The organism is Actinoplanes sp. KI2 (genome assembly GCF_025630775.1).
Classification (GTDB): Bacteria; Actinomycetota; Actinomycetes; order Mycobacteriales; family Micromonosporaceae; genus Actinoplanes.
Genome location: NZ_JAOSZE010000001.1, coordinates 239,011 through 258,920, shown reverse-complemented (window position 1 = coordinate 258,920; position 19,910 = coordinate 239,011). Strand labels below are relative to the sequence as shown.

General features: G+C 71.0%; 19 protein-coding genes. 16 read left to right on the top strand and 3 right to left on the bottom strand.

The annotated features are described in order from the left end of the window. Window positions 1-9: 9 nt before the first annotated feature. Window positions 10-984, top strand: coding sequence for a prephenate dehydrogenase (locus ODJ79_RS01160; protein ID WP_263021371.1), 975 nt, complete (start codon window positions 10-12; stop codon window positions 982-984). A 43-nt stretch (window positions 985-1,027) separates the two neighbouring features. After that, entirely contained in the window at window positions 1,028-1,600 is a 573-nt protein-coding gene (locus ODJ79_RS01155; protein ID WP_263021370.1) for a DinB family protein, read from the top strand. 2 nt (window positions 1,601-1,602) lie between these two features. On the opposite strand, the gene mtnA is transcribed toward ODJ79_RS01155, so the two are convergent. Beyond that, the gene (mtnA, locus tag ODJ79_RS01150) at window positions 1,603-2,565 is read right to left on the bottom strand and encodes an S-methyl-5-thioribose-1-phosphate isomerase (RefSeq protein ID WP_263021369.1); all 963 of its coding nucleotides are present in this window, start codon (window positions 2,563-2,565) and stop codon (window positions 1,603-1,605) included. Between the two features lie 31 nt (window positions 2,566-2,596). Here mtnA and ODJ79_RS01145 point away from each other — a divergent pair, with 31 nt between their 5' ends. The 11 genes from ODJ79_RS01145 to ODJ79_RS01095 all read left to right on the top strand — a co-directional run bounded on the left by ODJ79_RS01145 (window position 2,597) and on the right by ODJ79_RS01095 (window position 14,456). Continuing rightward, window positions 2,597-3,655, top strand: a complete 1,059-nt coding sequence (locus ODJ79_RS01145) for a PHP domain-containing protein (RefSeq protein WP_263021368.1) — start codon at window positions 2,597-2,599, stop codon at window positions 3,653-3,655. Window positions 3,656-3,697: 42 nt separating this feature from the next. After that, window positions 3,698-5,368: a DUF885 domain-containing protein gene (locus ODJ79_RS01140; protein ID WP_263021367.1), complete on the top strand. Its 1,671-nt coding sequence runs from the start codon at window positions 3,698-3,700 to the stop codon at window positions 5,366-5,368. 480 nt (window positions 5,369-5,848) lie between these two features. Then, window positions 5,849-6,946, top strand: a complete 1,098-nt coding sequence (locus ODJ79_RS01135) for a hypothetical protein (protein ID WP_263021366.1) — start codon at window positions 5,849-5,851, stop codon at window positions 6,944-6,946. After that, a complete protein-coding gene (locus ODJ79_RS01130) occupies window positions 6,933-9,899 on the top strand; it encodes a nitrate- and nitrite sensing domain-containing protein (protein ID WP_263021365.1) in 2,967 nt (988 codons plus the stop codon). Before ODJ79_RS01135 ends, ODJ79_RS01130 begins: the two co-directional genes overlap by 14 nt. Then, window positions 9,896-10,360 carry a roadblock/LC7 domain-containing protein gene (locus tag ODJ79_RS01125; protein WP_263021364.1) on the top strand — a complete coding sequence of 155 codons (465 nt, stop codon included), beginning with the start codon at window positions 9,896-9,898 and terminating at the stop codon, window positions 10,358-10,360. Before ODJ79_RS01130 ends, ODJ79_RS01125 begins: the two co-directional genes overlap by 4 nt. Then, the gene (locus ODJ79_RS01120) at window positions 10,357-10,815 is read left to right on the top strand and encodes a DUF742 domain-containing protein (RefSeq protein WP_263021363.1); all 459 of its coding nucleotides are present in this window, start codon (window positions 10,357-10,359) and stop codon (window positions 10,813-10,815) included. The genes ODJ79_RS01125 and ODJ79_RS01120 overlap by 4 nt, the downstream gene beginning before the upstream one ends. Continuing rightward, entirely contained in the window at window positions 10,793-11,416 is a 624-nt protein-coding gene (locus ODJ79_RS01115) for a GTP-binding protein (protein WP_263021362.1), read from the top strand. Before ODJ79_RS01120 ends, ODJ79_RS01115 begins: the two co-directional genes overlap by 23 nt. Window positions 11,417-11,509: 93 nt before the next feature. Continuing rightward, entirely contained in the window at window positions 11,510-12,382 is an 873-nt protein-coding gene (locus ODJ79_RS01110; RefSeq protein ID WP_263021361.1) for a hypothetical protein, read from the top strand. 198 nt (window positions 12,383-12,580) lie between these two features. Next, window positions 12,581-13,612 (top strand): UDP-N-acetylglucosamine 2-epimerase, encoded by a 1,032-nt coding sequence (locus tag ODJ79_RS01105; RefSeq protein ID WP_263021360.1) that lies wholly within the window; start codon window positions 12,581-12,583, stop codon window positions 13,610-13,612. A 20-nt stretch (window positions 13,613-13,632) separates the two neighbouring features. Next, window positions 13,633-13,983 (top strand): hypothetical protein, encoded by a 351-nt coding sequence (locus ODJ79_RS01100; protein ID WP_263021359.1) that lies wholly within the window; start codon window positions 13,633-13,635, stop codon window positions 13,981-13,983. 35 nt (window positions 13,984-14,018) lie between these two features. Further along, window positions 14,019-14,456, top strand: a complete 438-nt coding sequence (locus ODJ79_RS01095) for a VOC family protein (RefSeq protein WP_263021358.1) — start codon at window positions 14,019-14,021, stop codon at window positions 14,454-14,456. Here ODJ79_RS01095 and ODJ79_RS01090 read toward each other — a convergent pair. Continuing rightward, the gene (locus ODJ79_RS01090) at window positions 14,449-15,204 is read right to left on the bottom strand and encodes a dienelactone hydrolase family protein (RefSeq protein ID WP_263021357.1); all 756 of its coding nucleotides are present in this window, start codon (window positions 15,202-15,204) and stop codon (window positions 14,449-14,451) included. The two genes, ODJ79_RS01095 and ODJ79_RS01090, sit on opposite strands and share 8 nt — an antisense overlap. A gap of 79 nt (window positions 15,205-15,283) precedes the next feature. On the opposite strand from ODJ79_RS01090, the gene ODJ79_RS01085 reads away from it, so the two are divergent. Both ODJ79_RS01085 and ODJ79_RS01080 read left to right on the top strand, forming a co-directional pair. Beyond that, window positions 15,284-15,841, top strand: coding sequence for a TetR/AcrR family transcriptional regulator (locus tag ODJ79_RS01085; RefSeq protein WP_263021356.1), 558 nt, complete (start codon window positions 15,284-15,286; stop codon window positions 15,839-15,841). A gap of 114 nt (window positions 15,842-15,955) precedes the next feature. Then, window positions 15,956-17,404, top strand: coding sequence for a cellulose binding domain-containing protein (locus tag ODJ79_RS01080; RefSeq protein WP_263021355.1), 1,449 nt, complete (start codon window positions 15,956-15,958; stop codon window positions 17,402-17,404). An 85-nt stretch (window positions 17,405-17,489) separates the two neighbouring features. On the opposite strand, the gene ODJ79_RS01075 is transcribed toward ODJ79_RS01080, so the two are convergent. After that, window positions 17,490-18,089, bottom strand: a complete 600-nt coding sequence (locus ODJ79_RS01075) for a TetR/AcrR family transcriptional regulator (RefSeq protein ID WP_263021354.1) — start codon at window positions 18,087-18,089, stop codon at window positions 17,490-17,492. 131 nt (window positions 18,090-18,220) lie between these two features. Here ODJ79_RS01075 and ODJ79_RS01070 point away from each other — a divergent pair, with 131 nt between their 5' ends. Further along, on the top strand, window positions 18,221-19,843 hold the full coding sequence (locus tag ODJ79_RS01070) for an MDR family MFS transporter (protein ID WP_263021466.1): 1,623 nt from the start codon (window positions 18,221-18,223) through the stop codon (window positions 19,841-19,843). The last annotated feature ends 67 nt before the right edge of the window (window positions 19,844-19,910 follow it).

Genomic DNA, 19,910 nt, shown 5'->3' with positions numbered 1-19,910 from the left:
CGGCACGCGGTGTGGGAGAGTTCCGGGGTGGACGTGGCGGTGATCGGTCTCGGGCTCATCGGCGGGTCGCTGCTGCAGGCGCTCGCCTCGGCCGGGCACGGGGTGACCGGCTACGACGCCGATCCGGCGACCCGCGAGCTGGCCCGCGACCGGGGCTGGGCGGTGGCCGGGTCGGTCGCCGAGGCGGTCGTCGGCGCCGAGCTCGTGGCCCTCGCCGTACCGCTGCCGGTCCTGCCCGATGTCCTCGCCGAGCTGGCGGCGTACGACGGCCTGATCACCGACGTCACCTCGGTGAAGGGGCCGGTGCGCGAGCTGGCCGCGAAGCACGGCCTGCGGCGGTTCGTCGGCGGGCACCCGATGGCCGGCAAGGAGACGTCCGGCTTCGCGGCGGCCGAGCCGGGCCTGTTCGACGGCTGCGCCTGGGTGCTCTGCCTGGAGCCCGGCGAGACCGATCTCGCCGACTGGCTGACCCTGGCCGCGCTGGTCACCGCGATGGGCGCCCGGGTCGTCCCGGTCACCGCGGCCGAGCACGACCGGGCCGTCGCCCAGATCAGCCACGTGCCGCACCTGTTCGCCAGCGCGCTCGCCCGCCAGCTCGAGGGCAACCCGCTGGCCGGCACCCTGGCGGCCGGCTCGTTCCGGGACGGCACCCGGGTCGCCGCCACCCGCGCCGAGCTGATCGTGGCGATGTGCGGCGGCAACGCGACCGCCGTCCGGGAGGTGCTGCGCGGCCTGCTCGACGGCCTCGAGCGGATGGACGCGGCGCTCGCCACCGACCCGGTCCGCTTTCTCACCCCGCTGGTCGCGGCCGGCTCCGAGCTGCGCCGCCACTGGCCGGCCCGCGGCGGCGCACCGGCCGAGCTGCCGGCCGAGGCCGACGGGCTGCTCGATCTGGGCCGCGGCGGCGGCTGGGTCACCGCGGTCGCCGAAAATCGTGTCAGCGTCACGACAATCCGGCCGGAAACTGACCGCATTGCTTCCTAGGGTCATCGGTGACGGAGAAATCACCCGGACTTAGGAGAGACACATGCCCGGTCAGGTCGGCCCGGTGAACAACGAGCAGGAGGGCCTGCTCGCCTATCTCGCCCAGATGCGGTACGTGGTCCGGTTGACCGCCTACGGCCTCACCGACGAGCAGCTGCGCGCCACGCCCTCGGCCAGCGAGCTCAGTGTCGGCGGCATCATCAAGCACTGCGCCTCGACCGAGGAGAACTGGCTGGCCACCATCCGGCGCGAGCCGCAGTCGGTGGACTTCCAGCAGTACGTGGCGAACTTCAAGCTGGCCGACGACGAGACGATCGAGGACGTGTTCGCCCGCTACGACCGGGCAGCCGAGCAGACCGAGAAGACGATCACCGAGCTGGGCGACCTGGATTTCCGGATCGAGATCGACCACTCGGTGCCGTGGAACCGCAAGGACCTGACCCACTGGAACGTGCGCTGGATCCTGCTGCACCTGATCCAGGAGACGGCCCGGCACGCCGGCCACGCCGACATCATCCGCGAGTCGGTGGACGGCGCGACGGCGTACCCGCTGATGGCCGCGGCCGAGGGCTGGCCGGCGACGCCCTGGCTGAAGCCCTGGACGAAGGAGAGCTAGCGCTAGATCCGCTCGCCGCGGTCCAGGCGGATCACCCGCCGGTCGGTGACGATCGCGGTGACCAGGTCGCGGGGGGTCACGTCGAAGGCCGGGTTCACCGCGTCCGACCAGGGGGTCACCTCGGCGGCGCCGCGGTCCTCGATCGGGACGGCGTCGCCGCTCGGGGTGCCAACGTCCACCGTCGACTCCGGGGCGACCACCACGAACGGCAGGCCGGCCCGGCGGGCGCCCAGCGCGTGCGCGTACGTGCCGATCTTGTTGATCACATCGCCGTTCGCGCAGATCCGGTCGGCGCCGAGGATCACGCCGTTCACCTCGCCCCGGGCCATCAGGAACGCCCCGGCCGAGTCGACCGCCACCCGGTGCGGCACTCCCCACTGGGACAGCTCCCAGGCGGTCAACCGGGCGCCCTGCAGCAGCGGCCGGGTCTCGCTGGCGATCACCCCGGCCAGCGCGCCCCGGCGGTGCAGTTCGTAGACCACGCCCAGCGCGGTGCCGAGGGTGACCGCGGCGAGCCCGCCGGTGTTGCAGTGGGTCAACAGTCGCAGCCGCGGGCCGCACAGGTCGATCATCAGGTCGGCGCCGCGGGCCGCCATCGCCTGCGACGCCGCGGCCTCCTCGTCCCGGATCGCGCAGGCCTCGGCGAGCACCGCCTCCGGCCCGCGGGACAGCAGCCCGGCGGCCCGATGGACGCCGCGGGCGAGGTTGACCGCGGTCGGCCGGGCGTTCTCCAGCCGGTGCACCGCGGCGGCCAGCGCGCGCGGGTCGTCGGCGTGCACCCGCGCGGCCAGCGCCACGCCGAACGCGCCCGCCACGCCGAGCGCCGGAGCGCCGCGCACGGCCAGTGACTGGATCGCGGCGACCAGCTCGGGCACGGTGTGCAGGCGCAGGACACGTACTTCCTTGGGGAGCACCGTCTGATCGATGATCTCGACGGCCCCGTCCACCCAGTCGATGGTCCGCACGGGCCGAGCGTAGTCGCCTTAGTCTCTACCAATGGCTACTCGTGATCCGGTCGACGATCTGCGCCGCATCGCCTTCTATTTGGAGCGGGCGAACGAGGCGACCTACCGGGTACGCGCGTTCCGCTCGGCCGCCGCCGCGATCGCCAAGCTGCCGGCCGAGGAGCTGTCCGAGCGCGCCGCCGCCGGCACGCTGGCCAAGCTCCCCGGCGTGGGCGACGTGACCGCCCGCTGCGTCGCCGAGTCGCTGGCCGGCGAGGAACCGGTCTATCTGCGCCGGGTGCGCTCGACCGAGGGCACCGACCTGCCGGCCGCCGCGGCGGCGCTGCGGGACGCGCTGCGCGGCGACTGCCACTCCCATTCGGACTGGTCGGACGGCGGCTCGCCGATCGAGGAGATGGCGCTGGCCGCGGTCGAGCTCGGCCACGAGTACCTGGTGCTCACCGATCACTCGCCCCGGCTCACCGTGGCCAACGGGCTGTCACCGGCCCGACTGCGCAGGCAGCTCGACCGGGTCGCCGAGCTCAACGACGCGCTGCCGGAGGGCTTCCGGGTGCTCACCGGGATCGAGGTGGACATCCTCGAGGACGGCGCGCTCGACCAGGAGGACGAGCTGCTGGCCCGGCTCGACGTGGTGGTCGGGTCCGTGCACAGCAAGCTGCGCGACGAGTCGCCGCGGATGACCCGGCGGATGCTGGCCGCGATCGCCAATCCGCACCTGGACATCCTCGGCCACATGACCGGCCGCAAGGTCGCCGCGGCCGGCGAGGGCGACCGGGGGCACCGGGCCGGCCGGACCCGCCCGCCGAGCACGTTCGACCTGGAGAAGGTGATCGAGGCGTGCCTCGAGCACGGCAAGGCCATCGAGATCAACTCGCGGCCGGACCGGCTCGACCCGCCGAAGCGGATGCTGACCGTGGCGGTCGAGGCCGGGTGCCTGTTCAGCATCGACACCGACGCGCACGCCCCCGGCCAGCTGGACTGGCTGCGCAACGGCTGCGAGCGGGCCGCGCTCTGCGGGGTGCCGGCCGAGCGGGTGGTCAACACCTGGCCGATGGAGCGGCTGCTGGAGTGGACCGCGGGACACAAGTAAACGGGGCGGCGTGCCGCGCGGGTCGTCCCGTAGGGTCGCCACGTGGGACGAATTGACGACCTCGCCGACCGTTACGTCGAGGAGTGGGCCGAGCTGAGCCCGCTCGGCGCCACCCATGTCGGCATCGCCGGCCACGACGACAAAATTGACGACCTGTCCCCGGCCGGCTACGACGCCCAGGCCGAGCTGGTCCGCCGCACGCTCAACGAGCTGGACGTCACCGAGCCCGAGCACGAGACCGAGCAGGTGGCCAAGGACGCCATGATCGAGCGGCTCGGGCTGGAGCTGGCGACCTACGACGCCGGCTACACCAAGAGCGCGGTCAGCGTGATCTCCAGTGCCCTGCACAGCATGCGCGGGGTCTTCGACATCATGCCCACCGAGGGCGAGCAGGCGGTCGCCAACATTGCCGCCCGGCTCAACGGCTTCGCCCCCGCGATGGAGCAGTACAAGGCGACCCTCCGGGAGGAGGCCGCGGCCGGCCGGGTCAGCGCCCGAGCCCAGCTGCTGGCCGTCGCCGAGCAGTGCGACGCCTGGACCGACCCCGGCCGCGACGACTTCTTCCACGGCCTGACCCGCCGGCTCTCGGCGAGCGGTGCGCTCGCCGGCGAGCTCGAGCGTGGCGCCACCGCGGCCACCGCGGCCACCGCCGACTTCGCCGCGTTCCTGCGCGACGAGCTGGCCCCGGTCGGCCGGGAGAAGGAGGCGGCCGGCGAGGAGCGCTACGCGCTGGCGTCGCAGTACTTCCTCGGCGCCAAGGTCGACCTGCACGAGACGTACCTCTGGGGGTTCGCCGAGCTGCACCGCCTCGAGCGGGAGATGGCCGGGGTGTCGGCGGTGATCGCCGGCTCGGGCGCGACGGTCGACGAGGCGGTGGCCGCTCTCGACGCCGACCCGGCCAAGCGCATTCCGGGCAAGGAGGCGTTCCGGGACTGGATGCAGCAGCTGGCCGACAAGGCGATCAGCGAGCTCAACGGGACGCACTTCGACATCGCGCCGCCAGCCCGCAAGATCGAATGCTGCCTCACCCCGACCAGCGACGGCGGCATCTACTACACCGGCCCGAGCGAGGACTTCTCCCGCCCCGGCCGGATGTGGTGGGCCGTGCCCGAGGGGATCACCGAGTTCTCCACCTGGCGCGAGGTCACCACGGTCTACCACGAGGGCGCGCCCGGCCATCACCTCCAGGTCAGCCAGACCATGCTGCGCTCCGATCTGCTCAACCGCTGGCGCCGGCTGCTCTGCTGGTGCTCCGGGCACGGCGAGGGCTGGGCGCTGTACGCCGAGCGCCTGATGGACGAGCTGGGCTACCTCGAGGACCCGGGCGACCGGCTAGGCATGCTGGACGGCCAGGCCCTGCGTGCGGCCCGGGTGATCGTCGACATCGGTATGCACCTGGAGTACGAGATCCCCCGGGACAACCCGTTCGGCTTCCACCCGGGCGAGCGCTGGACCCCGCAGCTGGGGTGGGAGTTCCTCCGGGCGCACACCCGGATGGCCGACGAGGTACTGCGCTTCGAGTGGCGGCGGTACCTCGGCTGGCCCGGGCAGGCCCCGTCGTACAAGGTGGGCGAGCGAATCTGGATGCAGGCCCGAGAAGAGACGAAACAGCGCAAGGGCGCCGATTTCAACCTGAAGGCGTTCCATCAGGACGCGCTCAATCTGGGCTCACTCGGTCTCGACCCGCTGCGCAAGGCGCTCGCCCGACTGTGACCTTTTTCGGGCTTTTCCCCGGCCGGTTACGGGGAAAAGCCCGATTTGCGCTTCAATCGTCATTACAGAGCGCTATTGCCATTCCTCTGCGCAATCGAATCACTACGTTGCGTCAACCGGGTCGAGTCATAATCGTTATCGATTGCGAATCTTGTAGCTTTTCGTAGGCCCGTCGTCCCGTTAACATCCTCGCCGTAGCCAACCGACTCCGGACCGGCCTGCGCTGCGGCTAGAGCCCGACATAGCGGGATCGAAACGCACCCGACAAGGGCCGGCGGCCGGGCTTCGCATCCCCCGATCAGCCGAGAGAATTCTGGCCCTTGGAAAGGGGCTTCCTGAGGATTTCTCGGATACATTGGCCGGATCCGTGCGCCCATCCGGCTACGGACAGTAGCCGCCACCAGCGGCTCATCGCGTGTTGCATGGCGGAGGACGAAACCAATGAACAGCCGGCGAACCCGTTTAGGCTCCGCTGTCGCGGTGATTTTGACGGTTTTGGTGCTGGTCCCTAGCGCGGTCCTGTTCGGCCGGGTCTGGCAGGAGACCTCACGCCAGACCGCGCAGACCGACCTGGAGAAGAAGGGCGTCGAGTACCTCACCGCCCTCACCCCGCTGATCAGCGCCTTGGCCGAGGCACAGTCCTCGGCGGTCCAGGGCGTGACCGCGCCGCCTGACTCCCTGACCGCGGCGGTCGCCAAGGCCGCGGCGGCCGACGCCAAGCTCGGCGACGACCTGAAGACCAGGGAGCGCTGGACCGATCTGAACTCCAAGATCGCCAAGCTCGCCAAGGCGACCGGCGGGCCGCTCGCCGTCCTCCAGTCGCACATCGAGGTGTCCGACCTCGCTCTCGAGCTGTACGGCGCCATCCGCCGCAACTCGCAGCTGAACCGCGACCCGGCCAGTGACATGAACAACCTGCAGCAGGCGGTGGCGATCGACATGCCGACCACCGTCGTGCGGGTGAGCCGCATGGGCGACTGGGCGAACATCGCGCAGACCGCGACCGGCAACACCCGCGCCACGATCACCGTGCAGTTCGGCGAGGAGGCGCTCGCCGTGCAGGACTCGGTGACCGCCCTCACCGAAGACCTGCAGGCCGCCGTCGACGACACCACCAGCCCGACGCTGAGCGGCGCGCTGGTCACCACGCTCGACTCGTTCCGCCGCGGCGTCGAGTCGATGACCCGCGGCGCCAACCAGGGCGGCACCCCGAACGTGGCCACCATGTCCACCGCGCAGACTGCCCTGCAGACGGCGCTGAACGCACTGGCGAACGTCACGCTCAAGGAGATGGCGAAGCTCCTCGAGGACCGGTCCGACTCGCTGGCCTACCGGCGTACCGAGGCCGTGGTCATGGGTCTGCTCGCGATCGCGCTCGTGCTCGCCGCGCTGATCTGGCCGGTGCTCGGCCGTCGCCGCGGGTCGCAGCCGACCGGCCGGCCGATCGGCGAGGGCACCCGGGACATCCCGGCCGCCACCATCCCGGCGCCCGGCGGCTACGGCGGCCAGTACGAGGTGGCCCCGGCGTACGGCGACATCGACCCGACACGGCGGGAGCGGTCCGGTGCTCTTCGGTAAGTTCCGCATCCTGGGCAAACTCGCCCTGCTCGTGCTCGTTCCGCTGCTCGGCGTCGTGGCGCTGAGCATCCCGATCATCGTCACGCGTATCAACGACGCCCGGGACGCGCAGAAGACCTCCGACAGCGTCGAGCTGGCCACCAGGGTCAGCACGGCGGTGCAGGAGCTCCAGGAGGAGCGCCTGCTCTCGATCGGCTTCCTGTTCCGTCAGGTCCAGGAGCCCGAGCTGGTCGTGCAGAGCGCCAAGGCCACCGACGCCGTCGCTCGGATCGACGACGGCGGCCAGGCGCTCAACAAGGATCTGCGCCGCGCGATCCGCAACGTGGGCCGGTTGGACAACACCCGGCAGAATGTGCTCAACCGCGCCATCCGCCCGGACACTCTGATCACGGAGTTCACGCAGGCGATCACCCCGTTGATCAACGGCCTGCAGCTCTCCTCGACCGCCGACCTGAAGACCGGCGTCGGCCGGCAGCTGTTCGCGCTCGACCAGGCGCTGCGTACCGACGACATGATCAGCCAGGCGTCCGGTTATCTGGTCGTCGCGACGCTCAGCAAGGAAGGACGCGCCGGCTTCGTCAGCCTCTTCTACTCGACGCTGGTGCAGCTGCAGCAGGTGATCGCGAACGCGCAGACGTTCTTCACCGACTCGCAGTACAAGCTGTACCTGGGCGCCCAGGACGCGTTCTCGTCCCGGGTCGGCTCCGACTTCCTCACCGAGGCCGCGATCGACCCGAACGTCGCGGTCAGCCAGCTGAACATCAAGACGCTGTTCCCGTCGCTGCGCTCGGTGCTCGTTCTCGGTGGCTTCGTGGAGAAGCGGGTCGCCGCGGACGTGGACACGATCGTGACCAACAACCGGGACACGGCGCTCCGGGACGCCTTCCTGATCGGTGGCGGCTCGCTGCTCCTGCTGCTCCTGGTGATCTCGCTGAGCATCTTCATGGCCCGCGCGGTCGCCCGGCCGCTGCGCCGTCTGACCGTCTCGGCCGACCGGATCGCCCGAGCCGCCGAGACCGAGCTCGAACGGGTCGCCGACGACGAGGAGGAGGCGGTCCACCCGATCCGCCTCGACCTGGTCGACGTCGAGGCCCAGGACGAGATCGGCGACCTGGCCCGAGCGTTCGACCGGGTGCAGACCACTGCGGCCCGGCTGGTGGAGCGCCAGGTGATGGGCCGGCGCAACGTCGCCCAGATGTTCGGGCACGTCGGACGGCGTACCCAGAACCTGGTCGGCCGCCAGCTGGCCCTGATCGACAACCTGGAGCGAAAGGAGACCGACAGCGATCGGCTCCGCGAGCTCTACCGGCTCGACCACATGTCGTCCCGTCTGCGCCGGAACGCGTCCTCGCTGGTCGTGCTCTCCGGTGGGGCCGGCGCGAACGAGCACATGGCGCCGCTGTCGCTGTCCGACGTGGTCCGCCTGGCCCTCGGTGAGATCGAGGACTACACCCGCGTCGACGTCGAGGTCCCCGAGGACATCATGGTCGTGCCGGCCATCCTCGCCGACCTGACCCTGATGCTCGCCGAGCTGATGGAGAACGCGACCGCGTTCTCCCCGCCGCACACCCGGGTGCTGATCTCGGCGACCGAGCTGCGCGGCGGCTGCCGCCTGGCGATCGTCGACAACGGCCTGGGCATGTCGCCCGAGCGGCTGGCCGAGGAGAACGCCCGACTCACCCACCGCGAGCGCCTCGACCTGGTGCCCAGTGAGGTGCTCGGGCTCTTCGTGGTCGGCCGGCTCGCCCGCCGGCACGACATCGAGGTCACGCTGACCGACACCCCCGGCGGCGGCATCTCGGTCTGGATCGACCTGAACCCGACGCACCTGATCTCCCGGGTGCCCAGCACCACGTCGATGGGCGCGCCGCCGTTCGTGGGCGCGCCGGCCACCGTGCCGACGTACCACACGGCCGAGTTCGCCCAGGTGATCGCCGGTTCCGCGGCTCGCGCCTCGGTGCCGGGCAGCCAGCTGCCGTTCGACCCCAACGTGTTCGAGCGGGCCACCCGCACGCTCGAGTCCGCGCACTCGTGGAACGCGTTCACGGCGCCGGGCCGGGCCGATGCGGCGCCGGCCATCGAGGCGCCTTACGTCGAGGCCGGGCCGGTCTACGACGCCGAGCCGGTCTACTCGCCCGCGCAGATCTACCAGCAGCCGGTCGGGACCGCTCAGGTCTACCAGCCGCCGGCCGGGCGTGACCTGGGCGCGCCGGTGGCCGGCCGGGTGCCGGCGTCGCTGCCGGAGCTGCCCGCGGCCGGTCCCTCGGCGTGGAACCAGCGCTCGATCGACGGGCCGCGGAAGGCCCAGGCTCCGCGGCCGTCCGAGACCGCCTGGAACGTCCCGGAATCGGCCGAGGCCGCCTGGAACGCTCCGCAGCCGGTCGAGGCCGCCTGGAACGCTCCGCAGCCGGTCGAGGCCGCCTGGAACGCTCCGCAGCCGGAAACGCCGCAGCCGATGTGGAACACCCCCGAGCCGGAGCCGACCTGGAACGCCTCGGCGCCGGCCATCCCGCACCAGCGGACCAACGAGGACCACCACTACGGCGCGCCGGAATCGCAGGAGCCGGAGCGCGGCGCCGGCACACCGCTGCGCCGCCGGGTACCCGGCAGCCAGATGCCGGTGGAGACCCCCCGCCCGATGCCCACCGCTCCGCCCTCCCAGGACGACGCGGTCGCGGCGCGCGCGGCGTTCGACGCCTTCGAGGCCGGCGTGAGCCGTGCCCAGTGGGACGCCGCCGAGACCGAGATGACGGCGCCGCCGTCGGCCGGTCACTCGCCCCTCGCCCGCCGGGTACCGGGCGCCACACTTCCGCGGGACGCGCAGAACAGCCCGCCCCCGCCCGCTCCGGCACCTCCGCTCGATCCGGATGCCGCACGAGCACTGATGGAACAGTTCGAGTACGGCGTCGCACTCGCACTGAACGAAACTCAACCCGAGGGACAACCGCGATGACTAGCCCCTACACGGAAACCGGCAACGGCCAGTACGGCCAGGCCCAGCTGAGCGCCGAAGCGAAGACCTTCAACTGGCTTCTCGACTCGTTCACCTCCGGCACCGCTGGTGTGATCGAGGCCATCGCCGTCTCCTCAGACGGCCTGCTCATGGCAATGTCCGCGATCAAGGACCGGCCGAACGCCGAGCGGCTCGCCGCGGTGGTCTCCGGCCTGACCAGCCTCGCCGGCGGCGCCGCGAGCTGGTACCGGCTGGGCGCGCTCAACCGGGTCATCATCGACATGGCCGACGGCTACCTGCTGGTCACGGCGATCAGCGCGGGATCGGTGCTCGGGGTCATCGCGGACCGCTCGGCGAACCTGGGCACCCTCGCGTACGAGATGACGCTCTTCGCCACCCGAGCCGGCGGCGCCCTCAGCCCGCGTCTGATCGCGGAATTGAAGAACGCCGTCCAGCAATGACATATCCGGACCCCGACGACCCGGCGCGCCCGGCTCGGCCGAGCGTCCGACCCTTCCTGCAGTCTGGCCCGATGTCGGCCGGCGGTTACCTCCCCACGCCCAGCGGCGAACCGCCGGCCGATGACCAGGCCACGACACTGCGCCCGTTCGTCATCACGTCCGGGCGCACCGACGGCGCCGATCCCGACATCGGGATGGAGACCCAGGTGTCCGTCAACCACGCCGCTACGCCCATGCGGCTTTCGCCGGAGATGCGCGCCATCGTTGCGCTCTGCGGCGAACCACTGTCCGTGGCGGAGATCTCCGCCCGGCTGCGCCTGCACCTCGGCGTCACCAGGATCCTCGTCGGCGACCTGCGCGCCGCGGGCCAGCTGGACGTCCAGGTGCTGGACAACGAAACCCCCGACCCCGAGACCATCATGCGAGTGATCCGTGGACTTCGAGCAATCACCTGACCATTTCGTCGGCACCGCCCGCGTCGGCGGCGCGCCGAAGAAGGCGCCGGTCCCGGTGAAGATCATCGTGGCGGGTGGCTTCGGTGTCGGAAAGACGACAACCGTGGGTGCCATCTCCGAGATCTCTCCGCTCACCACCGAGGCGGAGATGACCTCGGAGTCGGTCGGCATCGACAATCCCGGCCAAGCGACCATGAAGACCACCACCACCATCGCGATGGACTTCGGCGTCCTGACCATCGACCAGACGCTGAAGCTCTACATCTTCGGCACGCCCGGACAGTCCCGCTTCGCGTTCATGTGGGACGACCTGATCAAGGGCGCCCTCGGCGCATTAGTAGTGGTGGATACGGCTCGGATCGACGACTGCTACCCCGCCATCGACTACTTCGAGCGGGCCGGGCTGCCGTTCGTGATCGGCGTGAACACGTTCAACGGGCAGATGAACTACAACCTCGAGGAGGTCCGCTGGGCGCTTGCCGTGCGTGACGATGTGCCGGTTCTCTCCTACGACGCGCGCTTCCGCGCCTCGGTCCGCGACGCCCTCCTGGTGGTCCTCGACCAGGCTCTCGACAAGGCGATCCGAGCCAGATCCACGTAGGGTATGCGCTGGGTTGCACAGATCGAGGTTTTCAAATCGGCCTTCCAGCGGGCAGAGTGGATGGGAACCACCCGCACTAGGAAGGACGGTGACGTGCGAGGCGGACTGGACGACGCGCTGGACAAGCTCGCGCGCCGTGATGAGCTGCGCAGGCGCGCCGCCGGGGAGGCCACTGGCACCTCACCGGCTGTGACCGAGCTGGTCGAGGCGATCGCTGGAGTCGTGGCACGCCATCCGGAACTCGGCGTGACCGTCGGTGCGGAGGGCTCGGGCGAGCCCGTACTGCTGCATTTCTTCTTCGCCGAGGGCCAGGTGCAGGTCACCGCGGACAACCCGGTGCAGGCCGAGGCGCCGGTCGCCCGGCACGCCGACGTCGTCGACGTCGAGCTGGTCGAGCCGGAGCCGTACTCCGCGCCGCCGGCCTCGCCGGCCGCCGATCCGCGCCGGTTCAGTCACGACGATCAGGACCGCTACGGACCACCCGCCTACGGGTACGCGGAGAGGCCGTACTACGCCGACTCGGACACCGCCGAGCGCCGGTACGGATCGTTCGACAACGCGCCCGCCGACTCGCAGTACGCACCGGGCCCCGGCGAGACCTCCCGCGACCTCGGCGCCCGCATGCGTGACCAGGGCGTGGCCTCGCAGGGCCCGGCTCAGGACTACCCGCCGCATCCGTTCGCCGCCACTCCGCCGCCCCCGGTGCCGCACCAGGCCCCGAGGTCCCCGATACCGCCCGACGCGCAGGCCACCCACCGGATCCAGGCCGAGCACTACCGCGTGCCGGCCGAGGCGGCGCCCACCGAGCGGCTCACGCCGCAGCGTGGCGACTCCATGCCGAGCCCGCTGCCCAAGCCGATCCCGCTGAAGGTCGAGCGTCCGGAGGACACCGAGATGGCGGCCCGGCGGCTGGCCGCGTTGCTGCGCGACGACCCCTCGCTGCTCAACAACGGCCAGCAAGGCTAATCACCCTGCGTGCCCGCGGGCTCGCCGCCCGATATTGCGCTAAGTAATCGATGGCGCGGAAAATTACGCCGGTTTCGCCGGTTCTGGGTGCTCTGGGTTCGGCCGTTCGGCCACATTGAGTTGCGACGGCTTGTCTCACGCTCCGTGACTGCATAGCGTCCTCATCGCCGCTGACCCCCGCAGTCCCCGGAGAAGAACATGTCGCTGCCCGAAGTCCACCTCGCCGGTGGCACGTGCGCCGAGGCACTTCGGCTCGCACCGGTCGCGCTGGCCATGCGCGAGCAGGGCCTGGTCGCCCCGGTTCTGCTCGCCGGCGGCCCGGAGCCCACCAACGTGGCCCGCACCTACATCTCCTGCGGACTCGCCGCCGACATCACCCTGCCGGCCACGGCCGACCTCACGGCCTCGATCCGGCGGTACGACCGGCTGTGGGCAGAACGCACCCCGGCCGCCGTCGTCGTGCGGGGCGACAACCTCGGCGCGGCGCTGGCCGCACACTGGCGCCGGATACCGATCATGCACATGGACGCCGGACGGCGCTCCGGTTCTCTGGTCGCCGACGACGCGGACGCCAACCGCCGGCTGCTCGCCCAGGTCGCGACCGTGCACCTGGCCGCGGCGCCGCTCGCCGCGATGAACCTGCTGGACGAGCGGGTGATCGCCGGCGACGTGCTGCTCACCGGCGGCACCTCGGTCGAGGCGGCCCAGCTGCTCGCCGGGCACACCCGGCAGCCGAAACGGCCGCGGGCCAACCGGGTGGTGGTGACCGGGGTCAGCGCCGGGTTCGAGGAAGCGGTCCGGGAGGCCATGCTCGTGATCACCGCGAACCAGCCCGACCTGGACGTGTTCGGCGGGTTGCCGATGCCCTACCCGGAGCGGTCCCGGCTGGTCGCGGCCGCCGACGTGGTGCTCACCGACGACGTGGACCTGGCCGAGGAGGCGCTCGCGGCCGGCCGTGCGGTGCTGGTGCCGGGCGACGGCGGCGCACTGACCGAAGCCATCCACGCCGGCGGCGCCCGGCTGGTCGACGCGGAGGCCGGCGAGATCGTGGCGGCGATGGTCGAGCTGCTGGGTAGCCGGGTTCGCCGGGACTCGATGGGCACGGCCGGCACCCCGTACGGCGATGGCCACGCCGCCGCCCGGATCGCGCAGGCCACCGCCGCGCTGCTGGGCAAGGGCCAGTTCCCCGACCCGATGCCCGCCCGGCCGCAGGCCGGCGTGCACCACTGACCCCCGAGCAGGAGACGACCATGGATGTCATCGGGTTCTGGACCCGGTCGTGGACCAGCGACGACCGCACCGCCGTACGCAAGCTGCTCGCCCCGGACGTCGAGGTCGAGTGGAACCTGGACGCGCCGGTCGACGACGAAGAACTGCTCCAGGTGCAGCACCGGATCGCGGCGTTCGCCGACCGCGTCACGGTGGCCGGCGAGACGCTCGCCGACGACGGTGCGACGCTCGTCTACGACCTGGTGGCGCCGTTCGGCACCGCCCGGATGGTGGAATTCCTCGAGATCGAGGCCGGCCGGATCACCGAGGTACGCCAGGTCTACGACGTGACGCTGATCGACCGCTACTTCCCCGGCCTCTACGCCAACTGACCGAGGTTGTCGTACCCGAGGGTTACCGTCCGGGCATGCCTTACGACTTCCAGGTAGTTGTCGACAGCGCCGACCCGCACACGCTCGCCGATTGGTGGGCCGAGACGCTCGACTGGCCGGTCGAGGAGCAGGACGAGTCCTTCATCAAGGACATGGTCGCCCGCGGCTTCGCGACCGAGGAGGAGACCACGACGCACCGGGGCCGGCTGGTCTGGCGGACCGGGGCGGCGATCCGCCACCCCGAGGCGTTCCCGGGCGGACGGCCCCGGCGGGTGCTGTTCCAGCGCGTGCCGGAGGCAAAGACGGTGAAAAACCGCCTGCACCTCGACGTGTGGGTCGGTGCCGAGCAGAAGGACGCCGCGCGCGACGCGTTGGTCGCCCGCGGCGCCACCTATCTCTATTCGCAGTCGCAGGGCCCGCACTCGTGGCACACCATGGCCGACATCGAGGGCAACGAGTTCTGCGTCAGCTGACCGGCAGCGCGCGGTCGAGCAGGGCGAACAGATTGGTCCAGTGCCGCTGCTCGGCGGCGGCGTCGTACACCGCGGTGTCGCTCATGGTGAAGCCGTGCGCCGCGCCCTCGTACACCTCGCAGGTGTAGGTGACGCCGGCATCGTCCAGCGCCGCCTCGAGGGTCTTGATCTGCTCGGCGGTCATCGACCGGTCGTGGTCGGCGAAACCGAAGTAGACCTCGCCGGTGATGCTGCCGACGGAGAGATGCACGCTCTCGGGGTCGTCGGTGACGATCCCGCCGGCGTGGAAGGCGGCCAGCGCCTTGATCCGGGCGGGACGCCCGGCCATCGCGCGCAGCCCGGCGCGCCCGCCCATGCAGTAGCCCACGGCCAGCACCGGCCCGGCCGCGACGCCCGGCTGGGCGGCGAGGAAGTCGAGGTAGGAGTCGGTGTCCGCGACGATCCGGGCGGGCGTGAGCTGCTGGATCATCGGCATGAGCCGGCCGAACGCCGCGCCGCGCTTCTCGTCGTTGGTCAGCTCCTCGGCGCTGACCAGCGGCGGCCGGGCGCTGCGGTAGAAGAGGTTGGGCACCAGCACGGCGTAGCCGCGCTCGGCGATCCGCTCGGCCATCTCGGCCAGCCGTGGCCGCAGGCCGAAGGCGTCCATGAACATCAGCACGCCGGGAAAGGGACCATCGCCGTCCGGCTTGACCAGGTACGCGTCCGCCGCGCCGTCCGCGGTCGGAACCTGCACGGATGTCGTCTGCATCTGTCGAGTCTCCTTTGATCAGAGGCAACGTAACACCAACCGGGGAGGCGTCCCCGGTCTCATCGGTACCCTGTCCCCCATGGCCACTCGACTCCGCGCCGACGCCGAGCGCAACCGCGCCGCGCTGCTGGCCGCGGCCCGGGAGATCTTCGGCGAGCACGGGCTGGATGCCTCCCTCGACGAGATAGCCCGGCGGGCCGGCGTCGGCAATGCGACCCTCTACCGGCGCTTTCCCACCCGCCGCGACCTGATCGCCGAGGTCTTCGCCGGGCAGATGACCGAGTACGTGGAGCTGGCCGAGCAGGCCCTGCGCGAGCCTGACCCGTGGGCCGCGTTCGTCGGCTACCTCACCCGGCTCTTCGAGTTGCAGGCCACCGACCGCGGGCTGTCCGAGCTCCTGGTCTCGACCGGCTTCGACGACGACGAGCGACTGTCCGTGCTGCGCGTGGCCGCCCAGCGCGGGGCGAGCGAGGTGATCGTCCGGGCACAGCGGGCGGGCGCCCTGCGCGCCGATTTCACCCGGCGCGACATCAGTCTGCTGATGCGCGCCAACGCCGGCGTGGTGCGCGCGTCGCCCGAGTCGGACGCCTGGAAACGCCAGCTCACGCTCCTGCTGGACGGCGTCGCGCGGCGGTGACCTCCCCGCTACCAGCGGTCATTTAAGGATGTTTAAGGTCCGTACAAGGTCATTTAAACGGCCGCGGCCCAAGAATCGACTCCCATCGTCACCCCCTGCGATCGGAGTCATCCCATGCAACGCAGCCGTCTGCGTCTCGCCATCTACGCTTCGGCGGCCCTCGTCGCCGTCGGCGGTGGCGTCGGCGCGGCCGTCGCGGCCACCAACCCGACCTCCAATGCCGCGGGCGTGCTCACCGCCACCTTCAGCAAGGACAGCGACTGGGGTACGGGCTACCAAGCGAAGTACACGATCACCAACGGCACCGGGTCGGCCGTGAACGGCTGGCAGCTGGTCTTCGGGCTGCCGTCGTCCGCGAAGCTGGGCAGCTTCTGGGACGCCACGATCACCACCTCGGGCGGCGTCTCGACCGCCAAGAACCCGAGCTGGGAGACCTCGATCCCGGCCGGCGGCACCGCCTCGTTCGGCTTCGTCGTCGCCGGCAGCGGGGCGCCGACCAGCTGCACGATCAACGGCGCGTCCTGCTCGGGCGGCGCCACGCCGACCACCGCGCCGACGACCACCAAGCCCACGACGGCGCCGACCACCGCGCCCACCACGAAGCCGACGACGGCACCCACCACCACGAAGCCGACCGCGGCGCCCACCACCACAGCGCCGGCCACCTCGGCGCCCGGTGGCGGGAACGTGCGGGTCGCCCCGTACGTGGACATGGGTCTGCTCTCGAACGGCACGACCACCCTCGCCCAGCTGGGCAGCAGCGGGAACCTCAAGTCCTTCAGCCTGGCCTTCGTCACCAGCACCGGCTGCAAGGCGAGCTGGTTCAACGCCTTCGACCCGCGGCAGAAGCAGTTCGCCGACCAGATCGCCGCGGTGCGTGCGGGCGGCGGCGACGTGAAGGTCTCCTTCGGCGGCGCGACCGGCATCGAGCTCGCCCAGGCCTGCACCAGCAGTTCCGCGCTGCAGGCCGAGTACCAGGCGGTCGTCTCGGCGTACGGCCTCAAGTACATCGACCTGGACATCGAGGGCGCGGCGGTGGCCGACCCGACCACGATCGCCCGTCGATCCGGCGCGCTGGCCGCCCTGCAGAAGGCGAACCCGGGCCTGAAGATCTCGCTGACCCTGCCGGTGCTGCCCGAGGGCCTCACCGCGGACGGCCTCAACGTGGTCAAGTCGGCCAAGGACGCCGGCGTCGACCTGGACCTGGTCAACATCATGGCGATGGACTACGGCCGCTCCGGCCAGGACTACGGCGACCTCGCCATCCAGGCCGTGAAGTCGACCAAGGACCAGATCAAGTCGATCTACGGCAACAGCGACGCGGCCGCCTTCAAGATGGTCGGTGTCACGCCGATGCTCGGCCAGAACGACGACGGCGGGAAATTCACCCAGAGCGACGCCAAGGACCTGGTCGCCTTTGCCAACGCCAACCACCTCGGGTTCGTCTCGTTCTGGGAGCTGAACCGGGACAAGAACGCCTGCTCGGGCGCGCTCTTCCAGTGCACCAACGTGGCGCAGGCCCCGTTCGAGTTCAGCAAGATCTTCGCCGGCTTCACCGGTTAGGAATCGTTCCTCTCATCCCCAAAGGTAGGAGGAGCGCGACTCCGGGCCCCCACCCGGAGTCGCGCTTTTTCTTTCGCCAGGCCCTCTAGGCGAAGCCGCGGCCGGCGTTGGCCAGCGCCTCGTCGGTGATGTCCGACAGGCCGGTGCCGAGCGGCGCGTCCAGCCACATGTTCAACGAGACGCGCAGCACCACCAGGAAGGTCGCCGCGGTCATCCGGGCGCGCACCCCGCGCGGGTCGGGCTCGTCGAGCCGGGTGGCGATCTCCGCGGCCAGCTCGCGCTCCGCCGCGGCGAACGTCTGCACCTGGGCGGCGATCAGGGTCGGATGGGTACGCAGCAGCCGGCCCTGCGCCACCAGCTGCGGGTCGAGCTCGCCCAGCTCGATGATGAACCGCGCGGCGGCCGCGGTGAGGGCCGCCCAGGGCCTCTCGCCGGCCGGCCGGGCCCGCACCGCCTCGATCAGGCCGTGCACGCGACGGAAGTCGCCGTACATCAGCGCTTCCTCTTTGCTCCCGAAGTAGTTCGAGAACGTGCGCCGGGAGACGCCGGCCTCGTCCGCGATCGCCTCCACGGTGATCCGGTCCAGGCCGTGCTCGGTCGCCAGGCGGACCGCCGCATCGTGCAGGGACTGCCGGGTCGCGGCCTTCTTGCGTTCGCGCAGACCCGGCTCCGCCGTCGTGCTCATGGATGCAGCGTACCGGCGTGTGACTTGCTTCTCAATGCGCAAGATTGCGCAATGCGCAAGATTAGCCGGTGGTTGTACGAGACAACTACTCGGCGACGACGACGGAGGCCCGCTCGATGAGCGCGAAACCGATGACCCACCGCCAGATCATGGAGGCGCTCTCCGGCCTCCTGCTGGTGCTCTTCGTGGCGATGGCCAGCTCGACCATCGTCTCCACCGCGCTTCCGAAGATCATCGGTGCGCTCGACGGCTCGCAGAGCCAGTACACCTGGGTGGTCACCGCCAGCCTGCTGACCGCCACCGCCTCCACCCCGATCTGGGGCAAGCTCGCCGACCTGTACAGCAAGAAGCTGCTGGTGCAGATCTCGATCGTGGTGTTCGTGCTCGGCTCGATCGTGGCCGGCATGAGCCAGACCGCCGGCCAGCTGATCGCCGCCCGCGCCTTCCAGGGCCTGGGCATGGGCGGCGTGCAGGCGCTCGTCCAGGTCACCATCGCCGCGATGATCCCGCCCCGGGAGCGCGGCCGGTACAACGGCTACCTCGGCGGCGTGATGGCGCTGGCGACCGTGGGCGGCCCGCTGCTGGGCGGCCTGATCGTCGACACCTCGTGGCTCGGCTGGCGGTGGTGCTTCTACATCGGCGTACCGATCGCCGTCATCGCGCTGGTCGTGCTGCAGAAGACGCTGAACCTCGCGGTCATCCGGCGGGAGAACGTCAAGGTCGACTACGTCGGCGCCGCGCTGATCGCCCTCGGCGTCAGCACGCTGCTCATCTGGGTCTCGTTCGTGGACAGCTCGTTCGCCTGGCTCTCCTGGCAGACGTACGCGATGGTCGGCGCCGGCCTGGGAATCCTCGCCCTCGCGGTCTGGGTCGAGACCCGGGTCGCCGAGCCGGTGGTCCCGATCCAGATCGTCAAGCAGCGCACCACCGCCCTGTCGATCATCGCGAGCCTCGCGGTCGGCATGGCGATGTTCGGCGGCTCGGTCTTCCTCGGCCAGTACTTCCAGATCGGCCGCGGCTACAGCCCGACCGAGGCCGGCCTGCTGACCATCCCGATGATGGCCGGCGTGCTGCTCTCCTCGACCGTCGCCGGGCGGCTGATCAGCATCAGCGGACGGATCAAGCCGTACATCGTCGCCGGGACGTTGATTCTGGTCGGCGGTTTTGCCGGGCTCTCCTTCCTCGACCACGACACCAGCCTTTGGTACGTCGGCGGGGCCATGGCGCTGGTCGGCATCGGCGTCGGCATGACGATGCAGAACCTGGTCCTCGCGGTGCAGAACACGGTCGCCTTGAAGGACATCGGCGCGGCCAGCGCGACGGTGGCGTTCTTCCGCTCGCTCGGCGGCACGATCGGCGTCTCGGTGCTCGGCGCGGTGCTGGCCCACCGGGTCACCGACAACCTGACCCACGAGCTCGCGGCGGCCGGCGTCCAGTCGGGCGGCTCGGCGGCCAGCTCGCTTAACCTCTCCGCGCTGCCGGCGGCGATCCAGCACCTGGTCCGGGTCGCGTACGGCGACGCCACCGGACACATCTTCCTGATCTCCGCGGTCATCGCGGTGGTCGGCGTGATCGCGGCCCTGCTGATGAAGCCGGCCGCGCTGCGCTCGACGGTCGACCTCACCACGGCCGATGTCACCACGGCCAATGTCGCCACGGCCGACCTCGCCACGACCGACCTCGCCACGGCGCCCCAGCAGGCCTCGGCGGACGAGGACGAGGATGCGATCCCGGCCGAGGCTCTCGCTCGCTGATTCGGCCTTCACCAAAGCGGCGCTCCCGTTCCCCGGGGCGCCGCTTCTTTCGTTCACCCGGCCTTTT

Excerpts from the sequence above, each read along its gene's own strand:
- ODJ79_RS01155 (WP_263021370.1), top strand. The coding sequence starts at position 1,028 with ATGCCCGGTCAGGTCGGCCCGGTGAACAACGAGCAGGAGGGCCTGCTC.
- ODJ79_RS01145 (WP_263021368.1), top strand. The coding sequence starts at position 2,597 with ATGGCTACTCGTGATCCGGTCGACGATCTGCGCCGCATCGCCTTCTAT.
- ODJ79_RS01125 (WP_263021364.1), top strand. The coding sequence starts at position 9,896 with ATGACTAGCCCCTACACGGAAACCGGCAACGGCCAGTACGGCCAGGCC.
- ODJ79_RS01120 (WP_263021363.1), top strand. The coding sequence starts at position 10,357 with ATGACATATCCGGACCCCGACGACCCGGCGCGCCCGGCTCGGCCGAGC.
- ODJ79_RS01105 (WP_263021360.1), top strand. The coding sequence starts at position 12,581 with ATGTCGCTGCCCGAAGTCCACCTCGCCGGTGGCACGTGCGCCGAGGCA.
- ODJ79_RS01100 (WP_263021359.1), top strand. The coding sequence starts at position 13,633 with ATGGATGTCATCGGGTTCTGGACCCGGTCGTGGACCAGCGACGACCGC.
- ODJ79_RS01095 (WP_263021358.1), top strand. The coding sequence starts at position 14,019 with ATGCCTTACGACTTCCAGGTAGTTGTCGACAGCGCCGACCCGCACACG.
- ODJ79_RS01090 (WP_263021357.1), bottom strand. The coding sequence starts at position 15,204 with ATGCAGACGACATCCGTGCAGGTTCCGACCGCGGACGGCGCGGCGGAC.
- ODJ79_RS01085 (WP_263021356.1), top strand. The coding sequence starts at position 15,284 with ATGGCCACTCGACTCCGCGCCGACGCCGAGCGCAACCGCGCCGCGCTG.
- ODJ79_RS01080 (WP_263021355.1), top strand. The coding sequence starts at position 15,956 with ATGCAACGCAGCCGTCTGCGTCTCGCCATCTACGCTTCGGCGGCCCTC.
- ODJ79_RS01075 (WP_263021354.1), bottom strand. The coding sequence starts at position 18,089 with ATGAGCACGACGGCGGAGCCGGGTCTGCGCGAACGCAAGAAGGCCGCG.
- ODJ79_RS01070 (WP_263021466.1), top strand. The coding sequence starts at position 18,221 with ATGACCCACCGCCAGATCATGGAGGCGCTCTCCGGCCTCCTGCTGGTG.